The sequence below is a fragment of the Micromonospora sonneratiae genome (assembly GCF_042679305.1).
In the GTDB taxonomy this organism is placed as follows: Bacteria; Actinomycetota; Actinomycetes; order Mycobacteriales; family Micromonosporaceae; genus Micromonospora_H; species Micromonospora_H sonneratiae.
Map to the genome: position 1 here is coordinate 136,987 of NZ_JBHTMP010000007.1, position 19,898 is coordinate 156,884.

Genomic DNA, 19,898 nt, shown 5'->3' on the forward strand with positions numbered 1-19,898 from the left:
CAACCGTACCCGCGCCCTCACAACCCCACCCCTGGCTCGCCGCCTCACCGCCCGTGGAGAACGGGCCGGAGCGTCGCGACGGATGCCCCCGGGCGCAGGCCTCCCAGCGGTTCCGCATCGACGTGGGGTGGACGGCGGGCCGAATGTCTGGTCAGGTCAGCGACAGCCACAGGTGACCAGGGCTGCGGCGATCCGGTCCAGGATCGGATGGGCCTGATCGGTCCCGAACGGCACCTTGTCAGCCAGGATCGCGAACGCCAGCAGTCGGCCGTCGGTCGTGGTCAACAGGCCGGAGATGGCGTGTACGCCGGTCAACGTGCCCGTCTTGGCGCGTACCACGCCGGCGCCGGACTGGCTGGCCTTCACCCTGAACCGTTCGTCGAGCGTGCCCGACCAACCTCCCACCGGGAGGCCACCGACCAGTCCGGCGAGTTCGGGCCGGTTTCCGCTGGCGGCCAGCACAAGCACCTCGGCCAACAGGGCCGGGGAGATCCGGTTGCTCCGGGACAGGCCACTGCCATCGGCAATCACGGTGCCGTCGACCGGCAGCCCCAACTCGGCGAGTACGGCCTTCGTCGCGGTCGCCGCACCGACGAAGGATGCGGGCTGGTCACGGCTGATCGCCACCTGCCGAGCAAGTGCCTCGGCCACCAGGTTGTCGCTGTCGCCGAGCATGAAGTCGACCAGCCGGATGATCGGTGGGGACTCGACCCGGCCCAGCTCGGTGCCGGGCTCGACCGTACCGGTGCCATCGGTAGCGGCAGTTGACGTCGGCGCAGCGCTCGGAGCGGTTGATGCTGGCGCGCTGCCCCGGGTCACCTTCGTGGCGGGTAGGCCGAGCAGCTTGGCGAAGGACTTCCCGGCGGTGAGGTCGGGGGTGGGGGTCCGGGCCGCCCCCTTGGTCGACTTCTTCGGGTCGAGTCGGGCACCGTCGGTCATCAGAGCGGTGACCGCGCCCCCGTAACCGCCGGTCGGAATGTCCGCATCCCAGCCTGGTTCGTAGACCGGGCCGGAGTACAGCGACGAATCGACTGTCACCTTCGTCGGAGCGGTCCCGCCCAGTGCCTGCTTCACCTGGTTCGCCAGATCGTCGAGCCGGCCGGCCCCGGGATAGCTGCCAATGCCGTTGATGGCGAGGGTCGGGTCACCAGCGCCCACGAGGACCACCTCGCCGGGGGCGCTACCGGCGACCACCCGTGTGGTGATCCGGTAGGCCGGGCCTCGCGTGGCCAGCACCGCTACCGCGGTGACGAGCTTCGTCGTCGACGCGGGCACCGTCGGAACGTCCGCTCCCTGCGCGTAGAGCGACTGACCGGTGGCGACGTCCACCACCGACACGTTCACCCGCTCACCGAGACCGGACTTGGTGACCAGGTCACCGATCAGCGTACGAATGCCCTCTGGCGTCGGCATCGGGGCGCTGTCGCCGATGGCTGCCAGTACCGGCGGCGGGGGCGGATCCGTCGTCGTATCCACCCAGTTCGCATCGTTGTCCCGGGCGCCCAGCCAACCGGCGACCGGACCTGGCCGGACGACGACCAGCCCGACGGCGGCAACGACCAGGACGAGTACCGCCGAGAGCACGGCGATGAGACCGGTCCGGCTACGGCGGGGCGGCGGTGGGGGTGGCTCGGCCGGGCCTGCCGGGCTCGGCGGCGGCAAGGGTGGACCCGGTGGGACGGGGGTATTCGGCCGATCACCGGTATGCCCAGCCGGTGGTACAGGGCCGGGCTGCGACGCCGGGGCAGACGGCCCCGGCCGATCCGAATCCGCCGCTGCCCGCTGAACCGGGGGCAGCGGCGAAGCCGACGCGACCGCCGGAACCGAAGACGGCGGCCGGACCGATGCCACGCCCTGGGCCGGGAACACCGGGACCGGCGGCGACGGATGTGGCTGCGGAGTAGGCGGCACGGGCGGAACCGCAGCAGGCGGCGGAACGGACGCCACGCCCTGCGCGAAAGGCACCTGGACGGGCGCAACAGGCGGAACCGCAGCAGGCGGCGGAACGGACGCCACGCCCTGCGCGAAAGGCACCTGGACGGGCGCAACAGGCGGAGCAGAAGAGGGCCCTACCGGCGGAACCACAGGCGAGGGCTCCGTGGGTGGCGGAGCAGGCTGCACAGGAGGAGCCGTAGCGGACTCCACGGGCGCAGCGGGCGGCACGGCCGGAGCCGCAGCAGCAGGCGGAACCGCAGGCGACGGTACGGGCGAAACGGGCGTAAGCGGCGGAACAGGGATTTCGCCCTGGACCGGAGGTGCCGAGACAGGCTCGGCCGACGGCGCAGCGGGCGGGGCCACGGGTGCAACAGGCTCGGCCGACGGCGCAGCGGGCGGCGCCACGGGTGCAGCAGGCGGGGCTGACGGCCCGGACGGCTCCGACGCAACAGGCGACGGCTCCGTCGAAGTCGGCTCCGTCGAAGTCGACTCCGTCGGGGTCGACTCTGTCGGGATCGGCTCCGACGGGATCGGCTCCGTCGTCGGGGGTGGCGGCGAACCGGCCTCCGACGGGCTCGACGCGGGCGTATCAAAGGCTGTCACGGGATCAGCACTCTGCACCCCGTCTCCGAGCGGCGGCTGGTCGGAGGGCGGCGCGGAGGTGTTCCCTGGCGGCACATCACCGGTCGATTCGTCATCGACCGGACCACCGCCGGCCGCACCCTCGACGTCGCTGGGCGGATCAACCTCCGCCGGGCCAGCCGTGTCAACCGGCTCGCTGCCCTCCAGGCCAGCCGTGTCAACCGGCTCGCTGCCCTCCAGGCCAGCCGACTCACTGCCGTCCGGATCGACCGCTATATTGCTGCCCGAGGCGTTTGGGCTGGTTGGAGGCCCCGAGAAGGTGGACGGACCGTCCTCGTTCACCGACGGCTCACCGGTTGACGGGCGCGGGCCGTCTTCGCGGCCGTAGTGTGAATCTTCCCTCCCCACCGCACCCTCCTCCTCGCTCGAGAATTGGCTTAGGCGACACTACTTCGGTCCGAACACTATGCGGCGACCGGAGCAACCGAGTGAATCAACACTCGAACATCGGCCCCACGCCGCCTGGTTCCGTTAGCCAGCGTGGGCAAACGAGGGAGCGTGAAGATGGATTTCGACGTTACGGTTGAGATCCCGAAGGGTCACCGCAACAAGTACGAGGTGGACCACGCGACCGGCCGAATCCGGCTGGATCGCACACTCTTCACTTCTACCCAGTACCCAGCGGACTACGGTTTCATCGAGGGCACCCTGGGCGAGGACGGGGACCCGCTGGACGCCCTGGTGCTGGTGCCCGAGCCCACGTTCCCAGGTTGCCTCATCCGATGCCGCACCATCGGGATGTTCCGGATGACGGACGAGAAGGGCGGCGACGACAAGGTCCTGTGCGTCCCGTTCGAGGACCCGCGCCAGGAGCACCTCCGCGACATCCACCACCTCGGCGAGTTCGACCGGCTGGAGATCCAGCACTTCTTCGAGGTGTACAAGGACCTCGAACCCGGCAAATCGGTCGAGGGTGCCACCTGGGTCGGACGTACCGAGGCCGAGGCGGAGATCCGGGCGTCCTTCCGGCGCCAGCAGGAGGCCAGCGAGCGGGGCGAAGCCGGACACTGACGGCCGCCCGCCGGTTCAGCAGATCGGTTGATTCGGTAGCGGACCTGCCTGGCGGACCACGGCACGGTCAGCGAGCCGTGTCGTACACGCTCTTCTTTCGTGGCTTACCCGTACCACCGACGCCCGGGGCGCGCTCAGCCGAGCAACCCCCGGGCGTGGCCGTACAGGCCCAGCACCGCACACGCCACGGGCACCACCGAGACCACCATCAGGGTGTCGACAAGATCGGCAGCCCGTCCCAGGTACGGCGTGGGCGGCCGACTGGCGTAGGTCGCCCCGGTCACCACCGTCACCAAGGCCAGCAGCAGGCCGCCCACGGCCAGCCCGAACAGGCCGATGTGTCCGGCCTGGGCGGCCAGGGCCACGCCCAGCACCGCGAACCCGGCCAGTCCGGCCACCACCAGTGGTACCCGTTGCCGCACCGTGACGAAGAGGCGGGACCGCAGCAGCAACGCGGCAGCGGAGACCGCCACCAGAAGTCGACCGGAGACGCCGCCGGTCGTGACGAGCACGATCGCCGCCGCCGTGGCAAGAACGGCATGCCCGATCAGCATGCCGGTCAGCATCTCCTCGGTGCGGGCCACCGCCGCGAACACCCGGCTCCGCTCGGGACGCTCCCGGGCGGCGGCGAGTGGATCTGCTGTCCCTCTGGTGAAGCCCTCCGCCGCCTGGCCTCCGCTCGGCAGCGTGATCGGCGGCATCGGCAGCTTGCCGAACCGGATCGCCAGCAGGGGCAGCATCCCGATCGCGCACACCAGGACCGAGATCAGGATCGCCGCCGCACCGGCGGCGGTCAGGAAGAGCCCGGCCACGGCAGCCAGGGCACCGAGCAGGCCGACCGACACGCCGGCCGCGTACACCCGCAGCCCGGCGGCCACCCCGACCATTCCGAGTACGGCCACCAGCAGCAGCGCCGTCGAGCCGGCCAGCAGTTCCGCAGCGCCGACCCAGCGGAGGGGGCCGAGCACACCGACCGGGTCACCGGAGGTCACCAGCAGGGCGGCACCGACGAAGGCGTACGGCATCGCGTAGCCGCCCAGGGCGGCACCGGCCCGGGCATTCCCGTACGCCCGTGACGCCACCACTGCCGCCAGCGTGAGGAAGACGGCTGTCCCGAGCGCGGCGAACGGTCCGACCTGCCACTCCACCCCGCCGGCCAGTACGGCGATCAGGCCGATGGCCAGCGCGACGCCGGCTCCGGCCAGGGTGGCGGTCCGGGTCGCCGATGCGGCCCAGGCGCTGCCCCGACGCCGAGCGCCGTCGGCGATCGCCTCCACGACGTCGTCGTACTCCAGTTCCGGCCACTGGGCCTGGGCCGGCACCAGGTGCAGCACCTCGCCGTCCCGTACGCCCTGGGGTAGCAGCGCCTGTGCGGCCAGCAGTACGGTGCCGTCGGCCCGGCGCAACAGCCATCCGCCGTGCCGTTCCCCCTCGTCGGCCAGGCCCTCGCCGGCGTGCCGGAGCACCTCGGGGAGCAGTTCGGCGAGGGGTAGCTGCTCCGGCAGTGCGACGTCCACCCGCCGCTGCGGCGCGTTGATCGTGACTCGGGCAAGCCCGGTGGTCATTGACGATCCTCCATCGTGTCGGCAACCGAGGCTGCGCGGACGACCGCACTCTACCTACCATGGGCCGGGTTCGGTCAGCGGAGCGTGAGGGTACGGCGACGCCAGCGCCTCACGCGCCCCGGGCGGTCTGGTGAATGATCTACCAGAAGAGCCACCCGGGAGGACACAATGGACACGGGCAGGAGTGCGCCGGCGTGAGCAGCATCGTCATCAAGCGACCACCGCGCCGACCAGCGCCGGAGATTCCGACCGGGGAGCTTTCGGTCGAGGCGCCACCGGAGATTCCCGCCGCTACCGGAAGCCGTTGGCAGCAGGCTTTGATGGTGCTGCCGATGCTGGGCGGATCCGTCGCGATGGCGATGATGTTCGGTCGGGGCGGTGGCACGTACTCGTACGTGGTCGGTGCGATGTTCGGTGTCTCGTCGCTGGCCATGCTCGCGACGTCCTGGGGCAGCGTCTCCGGCTCCCCGAAGAAGTCGGAGATGATGACGGCCCGGCGCGAGTATCTGCGGCACCTGGCCGCCCTGCGCCGCCGCGTACGGGAAACCGCCGCGAAGCAGCGGGCCGGCCTCTTCTACCGGCACCCCGCCCCGGGCCAACTCTGGTCCACTGTAGGCAGTCACCGGGTCTGGGAGCGACGCCCCGCCGATCCCGACTTCGGCGTGGTCCGCATCGGGGTCGGCCCGCAGACCCTCGCCACCCCGCTGATCCCACCGGTCACCCGACCGTTGGAGGACCTCGAACCGATGACCGCGGGTGCCCTGCGCCGCTTCCTCGACGCCTACTCGGTGGTACCGGACCTGCCGGTGGCACTCTCCGTCCGCAGCTTCGCCCGGGTCTTCGTGCTGGGCGACCCGGGCCGACACCGGCTGGGCGACCCCGGTCGTCACGGATCGGGCGTCACCGGCCACTCCGAGCAGACCGGCTCGCCGGAGGCCCAGGCGCTGGCCCGGGCGATCCTGACCCAACTGTCGGTGTTCCACGCACCAGACGAGTTGCTCGTCGCGGTCTGCGCCGGTCCGGAACGACGGGCGCTCTGGGAGTGGGTGAAGTGGCTGCCCCACGCCCAGCACCCGGACCGTACGGACGCACTCGGGCCGGTCCGCCTGGTGGCCAGTTCAGCGGCCGAACTGGAGCAACTGCTCGACGAGGTGGTCGGCAACCGGTCCCGGTTCAGTCCGGCCGGACCGGCAACCGACGGGCCACACGTCGTGGTCGTGCTCGACGGTGGCGACCTGACCGGTGCCTCCCACCTGGTCAGTGACGGCGGTATCGACGCTGTCACGATTATCGACCTGGACAATCCTCCACCACGGCTGCTGGACCGGTCCATGCTCGTACTGGATCTGCGCGGCGGGCGGCTCGACATCCTCTCCATGGAGGGCGCGTCGGAGATCGGCGTACCGGACCGGCTCGACGTCGTCGAGGCCGAGGCGGTGGCCCGCCGGCTCGCCCCGCTGCGGTTGGCCGCCGCCTCCAAGGGCTCCGAGACGCCGCTGGCCACCGAGATGGGACTGGCCGAACTGCTCGGTGTCGGCGACCCGGAGAGCTTCAGCCCGGCACAGGGGTGGGCACCACGGGCCAACCGGGACAAACTCCGGGTGCCGATCGGAGTGAGCGCCGACGGCGGGGCGATCGAACTGGACCTCAAGGAGTCGGCACAGGACGGCATGGGGCCGCACGGCCTGCTCATCGGCGCGACCGGATCCGGCAAGTCTGAACTGCTGCGCACCCTGGTGCTCGGGCTGGCCGCCACCCACTCCTCCGAGACGCTGAACTTCGTACTGGTCGACTTCAAGGGTGGCGCCACGTTCGCGTCGCTGGACCGGCTGCCGCACACCGCCGCGATGATCACCAACCTGGCCGACGAGTTGCCGCTGGTGGACCGGATGGTCGACGCGATCAACGGTGAGTTGATCCGCCGACAGGAGTTGCTGCGGCGGGCCGGCAACTTCGCCAGTCTGCGCGACTACGAGAAGGCCCGGGCCGGGGGTGCCGCGCTCGCCCCGCTGCCGTCCCTGCTGGTCGTCTGCGACGAGTTCTCCGAGTTGCTCACCGCCAAGCCCGACTTCATCGACCTCTTCGTCCAGATCGGCCGGCTGGGCCGGTCGCTCGGCGTACACCTGCTGCTGGCCTCGCAGCGCCTGGAGGAGGGCCGGCTGCGCGGACTGGACACCCACCTGTCGTACCGGATCGGTCTGCGGACCTTCTCCGCGCTGGAGTCCCGGACGGTGCTCGGCGTGCCGGACGCCTACGAACTGCCCCGCTCTCCCGGCCACGGCTACCTGAAGTTCGGCACCGAGCCGCTGGTCCGGTTCAAGGCGGCGTACGTCTCAGGTGTCTTCCATCGCCGGGGCGCAGGCGGGCCTGGCGGCCCCGGCCAGTCCGGTACGCCCCGACTGCTCTCTTACTCGACCCATTTCGTGCCGGTGCCGGAGCCGGCCCCCGAGATCGACCCCGTCGATGGTCCGGACGAGGCGGCGGCCGGCGAGAGCCTGCTCGACGTCATGGTCGCCCGGATGGTCGGTCAGGGCCCGCCGGCACACCAGGTGTGGCTTCCGCCGCTGGGTCAGTCCCCGACCCTCGACGAGTTGCTCGGTCCGGTCGTCACCGACCCGGTGCGCGGTCTCACCTTCGGCAACCCGGAGCTGCACGGCGCACTCCAGGTGCCGGTGGCGCTGGTGGACAAGCCCTTCGAACAGCGGCGTGACCTGCTGTGGCTCCAGCTCGCCGGCGCCGCCGGACACGTCGCCGTGGTCGGTGGTACGCAGAGCGGCAAGTCCACCCTGCTGCGCACCCTGATCTGTGGACTGGCGCTGACCCACACCCCGGCCGAGGTGCAGATCTACTGTCTGGACTTCGGCGGTGGTGCCCTGACCACGCTGCGCGACCTGCCCCATGTCGGCGGGGTGGCCGGCCGGCTCGACACCGCTGCCGTACGCCGCACAATCGGCGAGATCTCCACCCTCCTGGCCGAACGGGAACAGCGCTTCGCCGAGTTGGCGGTGGACTCGATGGTGACGTACCGACAGCGTCGGGCCGCCGCCAGCGCGATGGGAACGGGCACCGGCCAGGCGACGGGTCCGGCAGCCGACCCGTTCGGTGACGTCTTCCTGGTCGTCGACGGCTGGCCGACCCTGCGCGGCGAGTACGACGACCTGGAGCCCCTGATCACCGACATCGCCACCCGTGGTCTGTCGTACGGCGTCCACGTGGTCGCCACCGCACCACGCTGGCTGGACTTCCGGCCGGCGATCCGTGACCTGTTCGGCTCCCGCCTGGAACTACGCCTCGGTGACCCGACGGACTCGGTGGTGTCCCGCCGCACGGCGGCGAACGTACCGGAGAAGACGCCGGGTCGCGGCATCACCGCCGAGAGCCTGCACTTCCTGACCGCGTTGCCCGAGTTGGCCAGCCTCGGCGGTGAGCCGCCCGCCCTGGTCAAGGCGGTGGCCGGGGCGTGGTCCGGTGCCCCGGCACCCCGGGTGCGGCTGCTGCCACCGGTGTTGCCGTACGCCGAACTCGACCTGACCCGGACCACCGGCCTGCGCCTGCCGATCGGCATCGCCGAGGCGGACCTTCAGCCGGTGGCGATCGACTTCGCGTCCGAACCGCACTTCCTGCTCTTCGGCGACGCCGAGTGCGGCAAGTCGTCGTTCCTGCGGACGCTGGCCACCTCGATCACGAACCGGTTCACGCCGGAGGAGGCCCGGGTGATCCTGGTCGACTATCGACGCAGCCTGCTCGGGGTGATCCAGTCCGACCATCTGATCGGGTACGGCACGGCTGCCGCGGCGACCAGCGAGCTGATCGAGTCGGTGGCCGGTTACATGCAGCGCAGGTTGCCCGGCCCGGACGTCACCCCGGCGCAGTTGAAGGATCGCTCCTGGTGGACCGGCCCGGAACTGTTCGTGCTGGTGGACGACTACGACCTGGTCGCGACCGGTCCGGCCAACCCGTTGCGGGCGCTGGAGGACTACCTGCCGCAGGCCCGGGACGTCGGTCTGCATCTGGTGTTGACCCGCCGGTCGGGTGGTGCCGCGCGGTCGCTCTACGAGCCGATCATCCAACGGCTACGGGAACTCTCGTCGCCGGGTCTGGTGATGGCTGGCGATCGGGAGGAGGGCGCGCTGATCGGCAACGTGCGGCCGGGTCAGCTGCCGCCGGGCCGGGGTCGGCTGGTGACCCGCAAGGAGGGTGTACGACTGATTCAGCTCGCTTATCACCCGGCAACCTGATTCAGTCATCCGCAATCACTCCGCATGCACAGGTGAACGCGGTAACCTCCGTGCATCACGTGTCTACCGGGGTGAATGGCCGTACTTGTGACAGGGCTGTCGTACCAGCACCAGAGCGTCGTCAAACGGGTCGCCGGGGTGACGCTGACCGGTGCGATCGGAATGTCGATGCTACTGACCGGGCCGGCCCCGGCTGCGGCCCTTCCGGTCGCGATGGGCCCGGTCGCCGCACCTGCTCAACCGCTGGGCATGCCGGTCCGTACCGACTCGGTCCGGGATCAACAGTGGCAGTTGGACAAACTGGACGCCAAAGCCGCCTGGCGGCTCTCGACCGGCCAGGACGTCACCGTTGCCGTGATCGACTCCGGGGTGGACGGGACGCATCCCGACCTGGCCGGTCAGGTGCTGCCCGGCATCGACCTGGTGCACCCGGACGGGGGCGACGGACGGACCGACCCGGTGGGGCACGGTACGACCGTGGCCGCTCTGATCGCCGGGCGCAACGACGACAGTCGCGGGGTGGCCGGCCTGGCCCCCAACGCCAAGATCCTTCCGGTCCGGGTGCTGGACGAGCAGAACCGCTACGACGACGCGTTGATCGTCGCCGAGGGCGTACGGTGGGCCGTCGACCACGGCGCCAAGGTGGTGAACCTGTCCCTCGGCGGCTCCGGAGACAGCGCGGCCCTGGCAGCGGCCCTCGACTACGCGTTCGCCCGGGACGTGGTGGTCATCGCCTGCACCGGCAACATAACCACGGCCACGAACAGCAGGGTCTGGTATCCGGCGCGGGAGCCGGGGGTGGTCGCGGTGTCCGGCCTCGACCGGGACACCGACCGGCTCTGGTCGGGGGCGATCACCGGCACGGAAACGGTACTCACCGCTCCGGCCACCGGCCTGCTCGGCGCCCGTCCGGGCGGCTACTGGCGGGTGCAGGGCACGAGTTTCGCCGCTCCGCTGGTGGCCGCCTCGGCTGCCCTGCTGCGGGCGAAGTGGCCGAACATGTCGGCCGGCAGTGTGATCAACCGCCTCGTCCAGACCGCCCGTGACCTCGGGCCCGACGGCCGGGACGATCGCTTCGGCTTCGGCCTGGTCGATCCGGTCGCCGCGCTCAAGGGCGAACTGCCCTCGGTCGAACGCAACCCGCTCGATGACGAGAAGTCGCCCGGGGTGTCCGGCTTCGGCCGGGCACCCGGTGTTGCGGACGCGCCCCAGACGGCCGAGCCCCAACCGAATCAACTCGGCCTTCCGAACGGGGACGACCGTACGCGGTGGGCGGCTCAGCCTGCCGGCATCGTCAGCAGCACCTCGGTTGGGCAGCTCTGGGCCAGTGGGGCGCTGTTGGCCGTACTACTGACCGGCGGTGTCCTGGCGAGCATCCGTTTCCTGCGCCCTGTCGGCCGTCGTCGGACGAGGAGGCGATGACGCCGAGGATGCGATAACGCCGACGAGGCGAGGTTGACCGAACGGTCCCGCTCGTCAGGTGCAGTTGCCGGTCGCCGTGGCCGCAGTCGTTTCCAGTCCTGCGTTCGCGACCGATCGGGCCTCGGCCGCGGTCACCGCGAAACCGGTGTTCGGGTCGTCCGCCGCCGCCGCGAAGATCACGCCAAGCACCTGGCCGTTCGGCGCGACCAGCGGGCCACCCGAGTTTCCGCTACGGACCAGCGCCCGGATCGTGTAGATCTCGCGGGTCACCTGACCCGACTCGTAGATGTCCGGACCGGTGATCTCGTCGACGTCACGTACCCGGGCGGACTGGGCGTTGTAGGGGCCGTCCAGCGGATATCCGAGCACGATCGCGTCCGCCTCGATCGGAGCCGGGCGGGACGCGAACCGCATCACCGGCGCGGACAGGCTCGGTACGTAGAGCACCGCCAGATCGCGGTCCGGGTCGTAGACGACCACCCGCCCGGTGTACCGCTGTCCATCCAACTCCACGGACACGCTGCGGGTGCCGGCGACCACGTGTGCGTTGGTCATTACCCGGTTCTCCGAGTAGACGAAGCCGGAACCCTCGATGCGGCGGGAACAACTCGGTGCGCTGCCGAGCACCTTCACCACCGACCGCCGCCCGTTGGCCACCACCTGCGAGCCGGCCAGGGCCGGGTCGGGCGGTGCCACCTCCCGGGCCCGGGTCGGCGTCAACCCGTCGAAGACGTCCGGGAAGCCATTGGTGTCGACGGTGTCCCGCAGGGCGTCGGACAACGCCTGCGCCTGATCCGGCAGCACCCGGTCGACCACGGTGAGCAGCGCACTGTTGCGTACCGAGCTGGCCAGCCAGGGCAGTGACGACGATCCGAGCGGGACCGCCACCAGCCACGCGACGAGCAGCACCGCGAACAACGACACGAACGCTCCGCCGACATCGTCGATCTTGCGCCCGGTACGGCTGGTGATCGCATGACGCAGGTGTGAGCCGACCCAACCGGCGGCTGCCTGCCCGAGCAACGCCAACCCGAAGATCGCTATCAGCGCCACCAGCACCCGGGCGGACGGCCCGGTGAATCGTTGCGCCAACAGCGGGCCGAGCTGTAGTCCGATCAACGCACCCAGGAAGAACCCACTGAAGGACAGCACGCCGATGACAAAGCCCTGCCGATAGCCACTGATCGCGAACAGCAGCATGAGCAGGAGCAGGACGACATCCACCGCGGACACGAGTCCAGCCTACGGGTGAATGCCGCCAACGGCTCGGGTCGTACCCAACGGGCGATATCAGATCCCTCGCAATCGGGCCGTACCAAAGCTGGTGCGGCGCGTCGCCGAGCAGCGCAGGGCGTGTTCAGGGCAGCGCGACGAACGTGTTCAGGGCAGCGGACCCGCCACGTCGTCGACCTTGTCCGGACCGGCGACCGAGGCGAGCTGTGTCGACGGCAGGTCCACCACCCGGTCCGGGTGCCACGGGCGGCTCCAGCCACCCATGTCGAGCAGGGTGGCCAGCACGCCGGCGGTGAACCCCCAAACCAGCATTCCGCGTACCTGGAAGGCAGGGCCGATCCATCCGCTCGGATGCCGGACCCGCACCCGGTTGTCGGGATCCACCAACTCGGCGACCGACAGCCGGGCGACATGGGCGACCTCGGTGGTCGCCCGGGGATGGACCGGATGTGGCTGGTGCCACCAGCCGAGAACCGGGGTGACGACGAAGTCGCTGACCGGGATCCAGAGTCGGGGCAGTTGGGCGAGCACGGTGACGCTGTCCGGGTCGAGGCCGACCTCCTCCTGCGCCTCCCGCAGGGCGGTGGCCGTCGGGTCGACGTCCTCGGGGTCGGCAGCGCCACCCGGAAAGGCGGGTTGCCCGGCATGGTTGCGCATGGTCGCCGCCCGTTGCAGGAGCAGCACGTCCGGGCCGTGTTCCGGTTGCTCACCGAGCAGCACCAGCACCGCGCTGGCCCGGCCGCCGCTGGTCGGGGTACGTAGCCTGGTGAAGTCCTCGGTCCGGGCCGACCTGACCTGTGTCAGCAGTGGCTCGCACCAGGTTGGCAGTTCCGGGTTCACAGCGCCGTCGCCACCCCAAGATGCCGGTCGACGAGGCTGGCGAGGGTGGTGTCGTCGAGCGCGCCGGAGGTGTCGACGTGCCGGATCCGCCCCTGTCCGTCGACGAAGACGGTGATCGGCAGGCCCGAGCGCTGAAGTTTGCTTCGCAGTTTCTCGCTCCGGTCAAATAGGTTGGGAAAGGTCAGGCCGAGGTCGTTGGCCGCCGACACCGCCGCGTCCCGGTCGTCCCTGGTGTTCACCCCGACGACGTGGACGCGGTCGCCGGCCCGGTCGGCAAGCCGCTGGAAGGCGGGCAGTTCCTTACGGCACGGCGGGCACCAGGACGCCCAGACGTTGATCACAGCAGGCCCGCGCAGCTCGTCGACCGGGACCTCCGCCCCGCCGGTGAAGCACGGCAACTGTACGTCGGGCAGAGCCCGTACGGCGTCGGCCGGCGCGGCGGTGCCCGAGGTCGGGCGTCCGGTGGACGAGTTCTTCGGTGGCCCCGTCAATCCGGCGCAGTCGGCGAACGGCGCAGCTACGGGCTCCGATGGCTTCGGCGGCTCTTCGGTCGAGGTGCAGGCGGCGGTGAGCAGCAGCAGCGGCAGAAGCAGCCCGGCGGCGAGGCGATTCACCGTACCTCCCGATCGGTCGACGGTTCCGTCCCTGGCTCGGGACCGGTCACAGTCACGTCGTCCACCGTTCCCGGGTCGATTCCGGTGGCGGTCGGGTCGGGGTCGAGCCCGGGCTGGGCGGCCGGCACCAGGTCGGGGTCGAGTCCGGCCTGCTCGGCCAGGGCCCGGGCCCGTGGCCCCTTGAGCAGTCTGGCGGCGGCCGGTGCGGTGGTCGGCCCAAGTCCGTAGGAGGGACAGAGCCGGGCCAGTGTGCACGCGCCACAGGCCGGCGTACGGGCATGGCAGACCCGCCGGCCGTGGAAGATCACCCGATGGGACAGCATGGTCCAGTCCCGCCGCTCGAACAGCGCCCCGATCGCATGTTCGATCTTCACCGGGTCGGTCTCCGTGGTCCACTTCCAGCGCTGGACCAGCCGTTGGAAGTGCGTGTCGACGGTGATGCCGGGAACGCCGAACGCGTTGCCGAGGATGACGTTGGCCGTCTTCCGGCCGATGCCGGGCAGGGTCACCAGTTCGACCAGCCGGCCGGGCACCTGGCCGTCGTGGCGCTCGACCAACTGCTGCCCGAGGTTGATCAGCGAGGTTGCCTTGTTCCGGAAGAACCCGGTCGGGCGGATCAACTCCTCCAGCTCGGCCCGGTCGGCTCCGGCATAGTCGGCAGCCGTCGGATAACGGGCGAAGAGTTTGGGGGTGACCTCGTTGACCCGCTTGTCCGTGCACTGGGCGGAGAGGATCGTCGCCACGGCCAGTTGCAGTGGGCCGTCGTGGTCGAGTTCGCAGTGCGCGTCCGGGTGGGTCTCGGCCAGCACCCGGCCCATCCGTCGGGCCCGACGTTTTCGACCGAGATCGGTTTCGCCCACGCCGGGCCTGTTCCTCGCGCTCACGCCGGCCAGCCTACGTCGGCCCGGTGACGGCCCGCCCTACGCGCCGCCGTGCCGACGTAGTGTGTGGCTCACACTGCCGGCGGTGCCGTGATCTTGCCGGCGGCGTCGAACTTCGCGCCGGTCGACGGGAAGTCGGACTTGGTCAGCGACTGGACCAGTCCCAGTCCCCGGTTGTCGTCGTCCATGGTCGGCTTGCCGGCACTGTTCATGTACGTCGAGATGAACTCCCCGCCGGCCCAGGTCCCGTCGGCCGCCAACTCGACCTTGAGAACACCACCCCAGCCGAGCCGGCCGTTGTTGCTCAGCGTCCGCTCGCCACCGGCGAAGTTGCCGAGGCTGTACGCGATCAGCCGGCCCTTGTAGAACTCCATCCCACGGAGCACGTGCGGCCCATGCCCGACGATGAGGTCCGCACCCGCGTCGATCATCGCTCGGGAGAACTTGATCGGATCGCCCCGGTTCTCACCGAGGAACATCTCGGTACCCGGCTTGACCCTGGTCTTGTCCGACCCCTCACCGCCCATGTGCACCTGGACGACGACCAGGTCGGCCATTGTCGCCGCCTTCTCGATCACCTTCTTGGCCGAGGCGATGTCGACCAGGCTGTTGGACCAGACGTACGACGAGAAGCCGGCCACCGCGACCTTGACACCCTCGACCTCGACGACGGTGATCTGGTCGGGAGCACCGGTGTGCTTCAGGCCGTGTTCCTCCAACGCCTTCTGGGTGTTCCGGTAGCCGGCCGGACCGAAGTCGTAACCATGGTTGTTGGCCTGGTTGAGCAGGTGGAAACCGGCGTCGCGCAGGTGTCCGGCGTACGACGGCGGGGCCCGGAACTGGAAGCAGCGGGTGGAGTTCGGCCCGCACTTGCCGGTGCCGGTGTCATCGGTCAACGGCTCTTCCAGGTTGCCCATCACCAGGTCTGCGGCGAGCGCCTCCTTGACCGAGTCGAAGAACCCCTTGCCGCCGTTGGCCGGCAACCGTCCCGGCGCGTTGCCCATGATGATGTCGCCGGTCGCCGACATCGAGATGACCTTCTGGGCCGGCTTCGTGGTGGGCGTCGTGCCTGGCTGTTCGGTCGACGTCCCGCCGTTGTCGTCGCGCCACTGGGGGCCGGCCACGTCGTCGCTGCCGGCGAACCGGAAGGCTGCCACCCCGGCCAGACCGACGCCGAGCAGCAGGGCCAGTACCGCAACCGTCACCAACCAGCCCCGCTTGCGGGCGCGTCGGGGTCGCTGGTCGTTGTGAGGGGAATTTCGATTCGCGTCGCGCATCGCGGGAAACCCTACCCGTCTCTACCTCGTTACAGCGCCCACCGTTCGGCTGATGGCCACTGTCATGAGATCAAATGATTCGTGTTCAGCGTTCGACCCGTACCGACCACGGGACGCACGGCACCGATCCGCCGTCGCGCACCGCCTGGTAGCCGGCCCGGGCCAGCGGCGCACCCCACTGCGAGCGTGGGCCACCGTACTGGGCGGGTGCGCCGTCGGGCGGGCAGAGGACGGTCACCGAGTCGGTGGCCGTGCCGGTGGCCGAGAGCCCGAGTTCCCAGATCGCCTGGGCCTTGGCCTCGGTGAGCGTGGCGACTGCGTTGACCAGGGCCGCGTCACTCAACTGTACCGGGACGAAAGCGACAATATTCACCGTTCCCACCCGTTCAGCGACCGGCGGGGACAGCGGTTCAGCTGCCGCCCAGATCGGTGCCCCCAGACCCACCGTCGCCCAGACCCGCACACCGGTGTCGGTCCGGGTCACCACCTCGGCCACGTCCACGCCGGTCAGCAGGCCCACGCCAGGGCCGCGCAGATCGAACTGATCGGCTAGCTCCGCGAGGTGGACGTCTGGATCGTCGCGCCAGTACGACATCGAAACGGTCGCGTTGACCACCCAGTTCCGTACGCCGATCCCACCGCCGAGCGGGCCGGAGGTGACCGCCCGCAGCGGCTGGTCGAATCGCCACACGAGCAGTGGCGTGTCCCGCCCGTCCTCGCGACGGTGGGTCAACATGGGGTCGGACAGCACGCCGCCGAGCGTACGGAGGTGTCTTCACCCGGCCGCCGCTGCCCGGCCGGCCACGGACTGGGTGGATGTTAAACGCGTAGGATGTCGCTATGGTTACGCCGTCGAATCAAGATTCCCAGGGGTGGGCCTCCGATTCCGGCTGACCTGCGCCTAGACTGGCGGCGCGCGACGGATCACCGGCTGGCGGACCCGGCCGACAGACGGCACGCGTAGGTCGGAGGTGCGCGATGGACGAGGTACTGGCTCGCAGCGGAATCTTCCAGGGCGTGGACCCGGAGGCTGCCGAGGCGCTCGCCAAGGAGATGGAGACGCTCGAGGTCCGCAAGGGCGAGATCGTCTTCAACGAGGGCGAGCCGGGCGACAGTCTCTACATTCTTCTCAGCGGCAAGATCAAGGTCGGTCGCCGAGCCGCTGACGGCCGGCAGAACCTGATCGCCGTGATGGGCCCGTCCGACATGGTGGGTGAGCTGTCGCTCTTCGACCCGGGGCCGCGTACGGCCACCGCCACCGCGGTGACCGACACCCGGCTCGTACGGCTGCGCAAGCAGGCGCTGCGCCCGTGGCTCAACAACCGGCCGGAGATCGCCGAGCAGCTGCTTCGGGTACTCGCCCGTCGACTGCGTCGGACCAACGACTCGCTGGCCGACCTGATCTTCACGGACGTACCCGGTCGGGTGGCGAAGAACCTGCTCCAGATGGCCGGTCGGTTCGGCACCCGCGACGGCGGCGTGCTGCGGGTGACCCACGACCTGACCCAGGAGGAGATCGCCCAGCTCGTCGGCGCCTCCCGCGAGACGGTCAACAAGGCCCTGGCCGACTTCGCCTCCCGGGGCTGGCTGCGGCTGGACGGCAAGAGCATCATCATCCTCGACCCGGAGCGGCTGGCCCGGCGCGCCCGCGTCTGACTTCTCCAGGATCCCCGTGATCAGGGACCAACTCGTACGTGTCGTCGCGAGTCGTGGACCAACTCCCCTGATCACGGGGATCCTGGCTGTCCACCCCTGGGCCGACCGGGCCGAAGCGGTTGAGCGGTACCAACGGCGAAGCGGTTGAGCGGTACCAACGGCGAAGTGGTTGAGCGGTACCAGCGGCCGAGCGTCGGGCCGGGGCTCAGCGGCCGAGGATCAGCGGCCGAGCGTCGGGCCGAGGAGTTGGTTCGTGCCCTTGCCTGCCAGGCAACGGAAGGTCCGCTGGCCGAGCTTCATCGACTCCTCCGGCGGGGGCAGTACCTCGAAGTGCCATCCGTCGACGGTCATCTGCAGGGTGGTCGACCGGAACGTCGTCTCCGCGCAGACCCGTCGTACCGTCGGGTCTGCCTTGACCGCCCGATGATCGGTGGCCACCACCTCGGCCGGGAGGTCGCCCTCGGCGTAGCTCTCCCAGGTGTGCCGACCCGAGCAGGGCACCTGCACGGCCCGGGCCCCCGAGCCTCGCACCTGGACCGGACCGAAGCACTCCAACTCGTCGGAGCAGCGACTTCCCCCGGGCAACTCCACCAGGCAGCCCGGCAACGCCCCACCAGCCACCACCGACGGTGCCGGCGTCGGTGTGTCCGAACTCTGTACGGCATGGGTGGGCGAGGGCCGCGGATTGGGCCGGCCGCTGGCGACCCAGGCGCCCGTACCGGCGGCAGCAGCGACGGCAACCATCCCGAGACCGCCCAGGAACCAGCGCAGCGGATTGCGGCGCTGGTTCAGCGCAGCCCCGGGCACATCGTCCCGGCCGTAAACAGCCCCCGGTGCCGACTGGGCACCGGGCCGAGGCGGGGTGGGCTGGGCAGGCGGCTGGTGGACCCCCAACTGGTACGCCTGACCGGTCGCACCGGGCAGGTGGTGGGCACCCGGGAGGCCGGTACCGGGCATCCCGGTGCCGGGGGTGCCGGGGGCTGACCGTCCTGCGCCGGACGCACCGCTGCCGGACGCACCGGGACAGGACGCACCGGGACCGGGCCACTGGACGGGCGGCCACCCCGCCGCCGGGGAGATCGGCCAGCCGTACATCGACGGGATCGCCCCACCCGCTGACGGACCGAGCGGAACCGAGGTGAGCAGGTCCCGCAGTTGTTCCGCCGTCGGACGATCGCCGGGATCATTGGCCATTCCGGCGCGCAGCACGTCGATCATCGCCGGCGGGACGTCGGGCAGGTCGGGGATCGGCTGGTCGAACATCTCCAGCAGCGTGATCAGGCTCGGATTGCGGTCCTCCTGCCACCGTGGCGGCTTTCCCTGCATCACGGCGTAGAGGGTGGCGCAGAGCGCGTAGACGTCGACCGCGGGTGACGGTGGACTGTGCCGGAACATCTCCGGTGCGGCGTACGCCGGGGTGAGCACCTCCAGGGCGACCGAAGCGTCCCGCATCTCGGCCAGTACGGCCAGCCCGAAGTCGGCCAGTACCGCCGGATTGAAGTTGGAGTGGAGGATGTTGGCCGGTTTCACGTCGCGGTGCAGCACACCGGCGCCGTGCGAGTGGGCCAGTGCGTCGGCGATCTTCACGCCGAGGTCCCGGGCCTCCGCAGCGCCCAACGGCGAGGTCCGCATCCGTTCCAGGTACGACCCGTCACAGAGTTCCATGATCAGGTAGGGGTGCTGGTCGACGGTGACCCCGACGTCGAAGAGGTCCACGACGTGTGGGTGCGAGGACATCCGGCCGGCTGCGCGCGCCTCCCGGAGGAACCGCTGCTGGTCCCGTTCGCTGTCCAGGGTGCGGTTCTCCACCTTGACCGCCACCTCGCGGCCGACGGACTGTTGGACGGCACGGTAGACCGTGGCGTAGCCGCCCCGGGCAAAAACCTTCAAGTCCGTCAGACCAGGCACTACGGGCAGCGGCAACGCGCCTGGCGGGGTGTCGGTCACAGACACGAAAATACCTAAACGCTCTGACCGGTCACTGTCCCGCATCCGGTACCGGGTGCTCCCCGGCCGGATCTACCAGGTCGACGCCTCGTCCATCCTGGTTCGGTCGAGCCCCGACCGGGCTGAGCGCCCGTCCAACTTCGACCCCTCCCCGCACCTGGTCAGCCCCATCGTCCCCGCCCTGACCGGACATGACATCCCCTCGTTGCCCGGGCCTGACCCGCTCCCGCCGCTCGGACCAGAGCGCCACCCCGGTGGCCACCGCTCCCAGTCCCTCCCAGACAGCTACGCCAAGGAACCGGACCGGCGCGATCTCCATCACCACCAGCAGCGTAAAGACCGCAAAGGTCAGTAGTCGGAAACCAACCGTGAACCGGAAGAAAGGTCGCCAATCGCTGGATGCTGCCAGCAGGTAGTAGACACCCATGTTGAGCGAGGCCATCGACGACGCGGCCATGAAGGTACGGGTGTGGTCGCCGCTGACCCGGTCCGCCGCAGCGACCACCTCGAAGCCGAGCAGGTTGAGCAACACGTCGGGCCACACCAGACCGACGGCACCGAGCAGCAGGGCCAAGCCACCGAAGACGGCGATCGTCCAACCCGACGCGGATCGGGGTGGCTTCATCGGTGCCCTCCA

At 70.3% G+C, this 19,898-nt stretch carries 12 protein-coding genes and 2 pseudogenes; 4 read left to right on the top strand and 10 right to left on the bottom strand.

From position 1 onward, the window contains the following. Positions 1-156: 156 nt before the first annotated feature. On the bottom strand, positions 157-1,662 hold the full coding sequence (gene dacB / locus ACFQ4H_RS06910) for a D-alanyl-D-alanine carboxypeptidase/D-alanyl-D-alanine endopeptidase (protein ID WP_377568172.1): 1,506 nt from the start codon (positions 1,660-1,662) through the stop codon (positions 157-159). Positions 1,663-3,081: 1,419 nt separating this feature from the next. Here dacB and ACFQ4H_RS06915 point away from each other — a divergent pair. Further along, positions 3,082-3,588, top strand: a complete 507-nt coding sequence (locus tag ACFQ4H_RS06915; RefSeq protein WP_377568174.1) for an inorganic diphosphatase — start codon at positions 3,082-3,084, stop codon at positions 3,586-3,588. A gap of 134 nt (positions 3,589-3,722) precedes the next feature. On the opposite strand, the gene eccD is transcribed toward ACFQ4H_RS06915, so the two are convergent. After that, on the bottom strand, positions 3,723-5,153 hold the full coding sequence (gene eccD, locus ACFQ4H_RS06920; RefSeq protein ID WP_377568176.1) for a type VII secretion integral membrane protein EccD: 1,431 nt from the start codon (positions 5,151-5,153) through the stop codon (positions 3,723-3,725). 194 nt (positions 5,154-5,347) lie between these two features. Here eccD and eccCa point away from each other — a divergent pair, with 194 nt between their 5' ends. Both eccCa and mycP read left to right on the top strand, forming a co-directional pair. Further along, on the top strand, positions 5,348-9,391 hold the full coding sequence (eccCa, locus tag ACFQ4H_RS06925; RefSeq protein ID WP_377568178.1) for a type VII secretion protein EccCa: 4,044 nt from the start codon (positions 5,348-5,350) through the stop codon (positions 9,389-9,391). A gap of 75 nt (positions 9,392-9,466) precedes the next feature. Further along, positions 9,467-10,813: a type VII secretion-associated serine protease mycosin gene (mycP, locus tag ACFQ4H_RS06930; protein ID WP_377568180.1), complete on the top strand. Its 1,347-nt coding sequence runs from the start codon at positions 9,467-9,469 to the stop codon at positions 10,811-10,813. A gap of 54 nt (positions 10,814-10,867) precedes the next feature. Here mycP and ACFQ4H_RS06935 read toward each other — a convergent pair whose 3' ends face one another. The 6 genes and pseudogenes from ACFQ4H_RS06935 to ACFQ4H_RS06960 all read right to left on the bottom strand — a co-directional run bounded on the left by ACFQ4H_RS06935 (position 10,868) and on the right by ACFQ4H_RS06960 (position 16,409). After that, on the bottom strand, positions 10,868-12,046 hold the full coding sequence (locus ACFQ4H_RS06935) for a MarP family serine protease (RefSeq protein WP_377568182.1): 1,179 nt from the start codon (positions 12,044-12,046) through the stop codon (positions 10,868-10,870). Between the two features lie 147 nt (positions 12,047-12,193). Further along, positions 12,194-12,886, bottom strand: coding sequence for an NUDIX hydrolase (locus ACFQ4H_RS06940; protein WP_377568184.1), 693 nt, complete (start codon positions 12,884-12,886; stop codon positions 12,194-12,196). After that, a complete protein-coding gene (locus tag ACFQ4H_RS06945) occupies positions 12,883-13,500 on the bottom strand; it encodes a TlpA family protein disulfide reductase (RefSeq protein WP_377568186.1) in 618 nt (205 codons plus the stop codon). Before ACFQ4H_RS06945 ends, ACFQ4H_RS06940 begins: the two co-directional genes overlap by 4 nt. Before the next feature lie 119 nt (positions 13,501-13,619). Continuing rightward, a pseudogene (gene nth, locus ACFQ4H_RS06950) lies at positions 13,620-14,318 on the bottom strand (endonuclease III); the annotation flags it as partial. A gap of 134 nt (positions 14,319-14,452) precedes the next feature. Beyond that, positions 14,453-15,658, bottom strand: a complete 1,206-nt coding sequence (locus tag ACFQ4H_RS06955; RefSeq protein WP_377568188.1) for a CapA family protein — start codon at positions 15,656-15,658, stop codon at positions 14,453-14,455. 85 nt (positions 15,659-15,743) lie between these two features. Continuing rightward, a complete protein-coding gene (locus ACFQ4H_RS06960) occupies positions 15,744-16,409 on the bottom strand; it encodes an adenosylcobinamide amidohydrolase (RefSeq protein WP_377568190.1) in 666 nt (221 codons plus the stop codon). A gap of 227 nt (positions 16,410-16,636) precedes the next feature. Between ACFQ4H_RS06960 and ACFQ4H_RS06965 the strand changes: the two genes are divergently transcribed. Beyond that, a complete protein-coding gene (locus tag ACFQ4H_RS06965; protein ID WP_089003062.1) occupies positions 16,637-17,314 on the top strand; it encodes a Crp/Fnr family transcriptional regulator in 678 nt (225 codons plus the stop codon). Between the two features lie 219 nt (positions 17,315-17,533). Here the strand turns inward: ACFQ4H_RS06965 and ACFQ4H_RS06970 are convergent, their stop codons facing one another. Together ACFQ4H_RS06970 and ACFQ4H_RS06975 are read right to left on the bottom strand one after the other, a co-directional pair. Continuing rightward, positions 17,534-19,222, bottom strand: coding sequence for a serine/threonine-protein kinase (locus ACFQ4H_RS06970; protein WP_449289017.1), 1,689 nt, complete (start codon positions 19,220-19,222; stop codon positions 17,534-17,536). 190 nt (positions 19,223-19,412) lie between these two features. Continuing rightward, positions 19,413-19,886, bottom strand: a pseudogene (locus tag ACFQ4H_RS06975) (hypothetical protein); the annotation flags it as partial. Positions 19,887-19,898: the final 12 nt, after the last annotated feature.

Bases quoted from the DNA above. Each gene is read 5' to 3' on its own strand.
- ACFQ4H_RS06915 (WP_377568174.1), top strand. From the start codon at position 3,082: ATGGATTTCGACGTTACGGTTGAGATCCCGAAGGGTCACCGCAACAAG.
- eccD (WP_377568176.1), bottom strand. From the start codon at position 5,153: ATGACCACCGGGCTTGCCCGAGTCACGATCAACGCGCCGCAGCGGCGG.
- mycP (WP_377568180.1), top strand. From the start codon at position 9,467: ATGGCCGTACTTGTGACAGGGCTGTCGTACCAGCACCAGAGCGTCGTC.
- ACFQ4H_RS06955 (WP_377568188.1), bottom strand. From the start codon at position 15,658: ATGCGCGACGCGAATCGAAATTCCCCTCACAACGACCAGCGACCCCGA.
- ACFQ4H_RS06965 (WP_089003062.1), top strand. From the start codon at position 16,637: ATGGACGAGGTACTGGCTCGCAGCGGAATCTTCCAGGGCGTGGACCCG.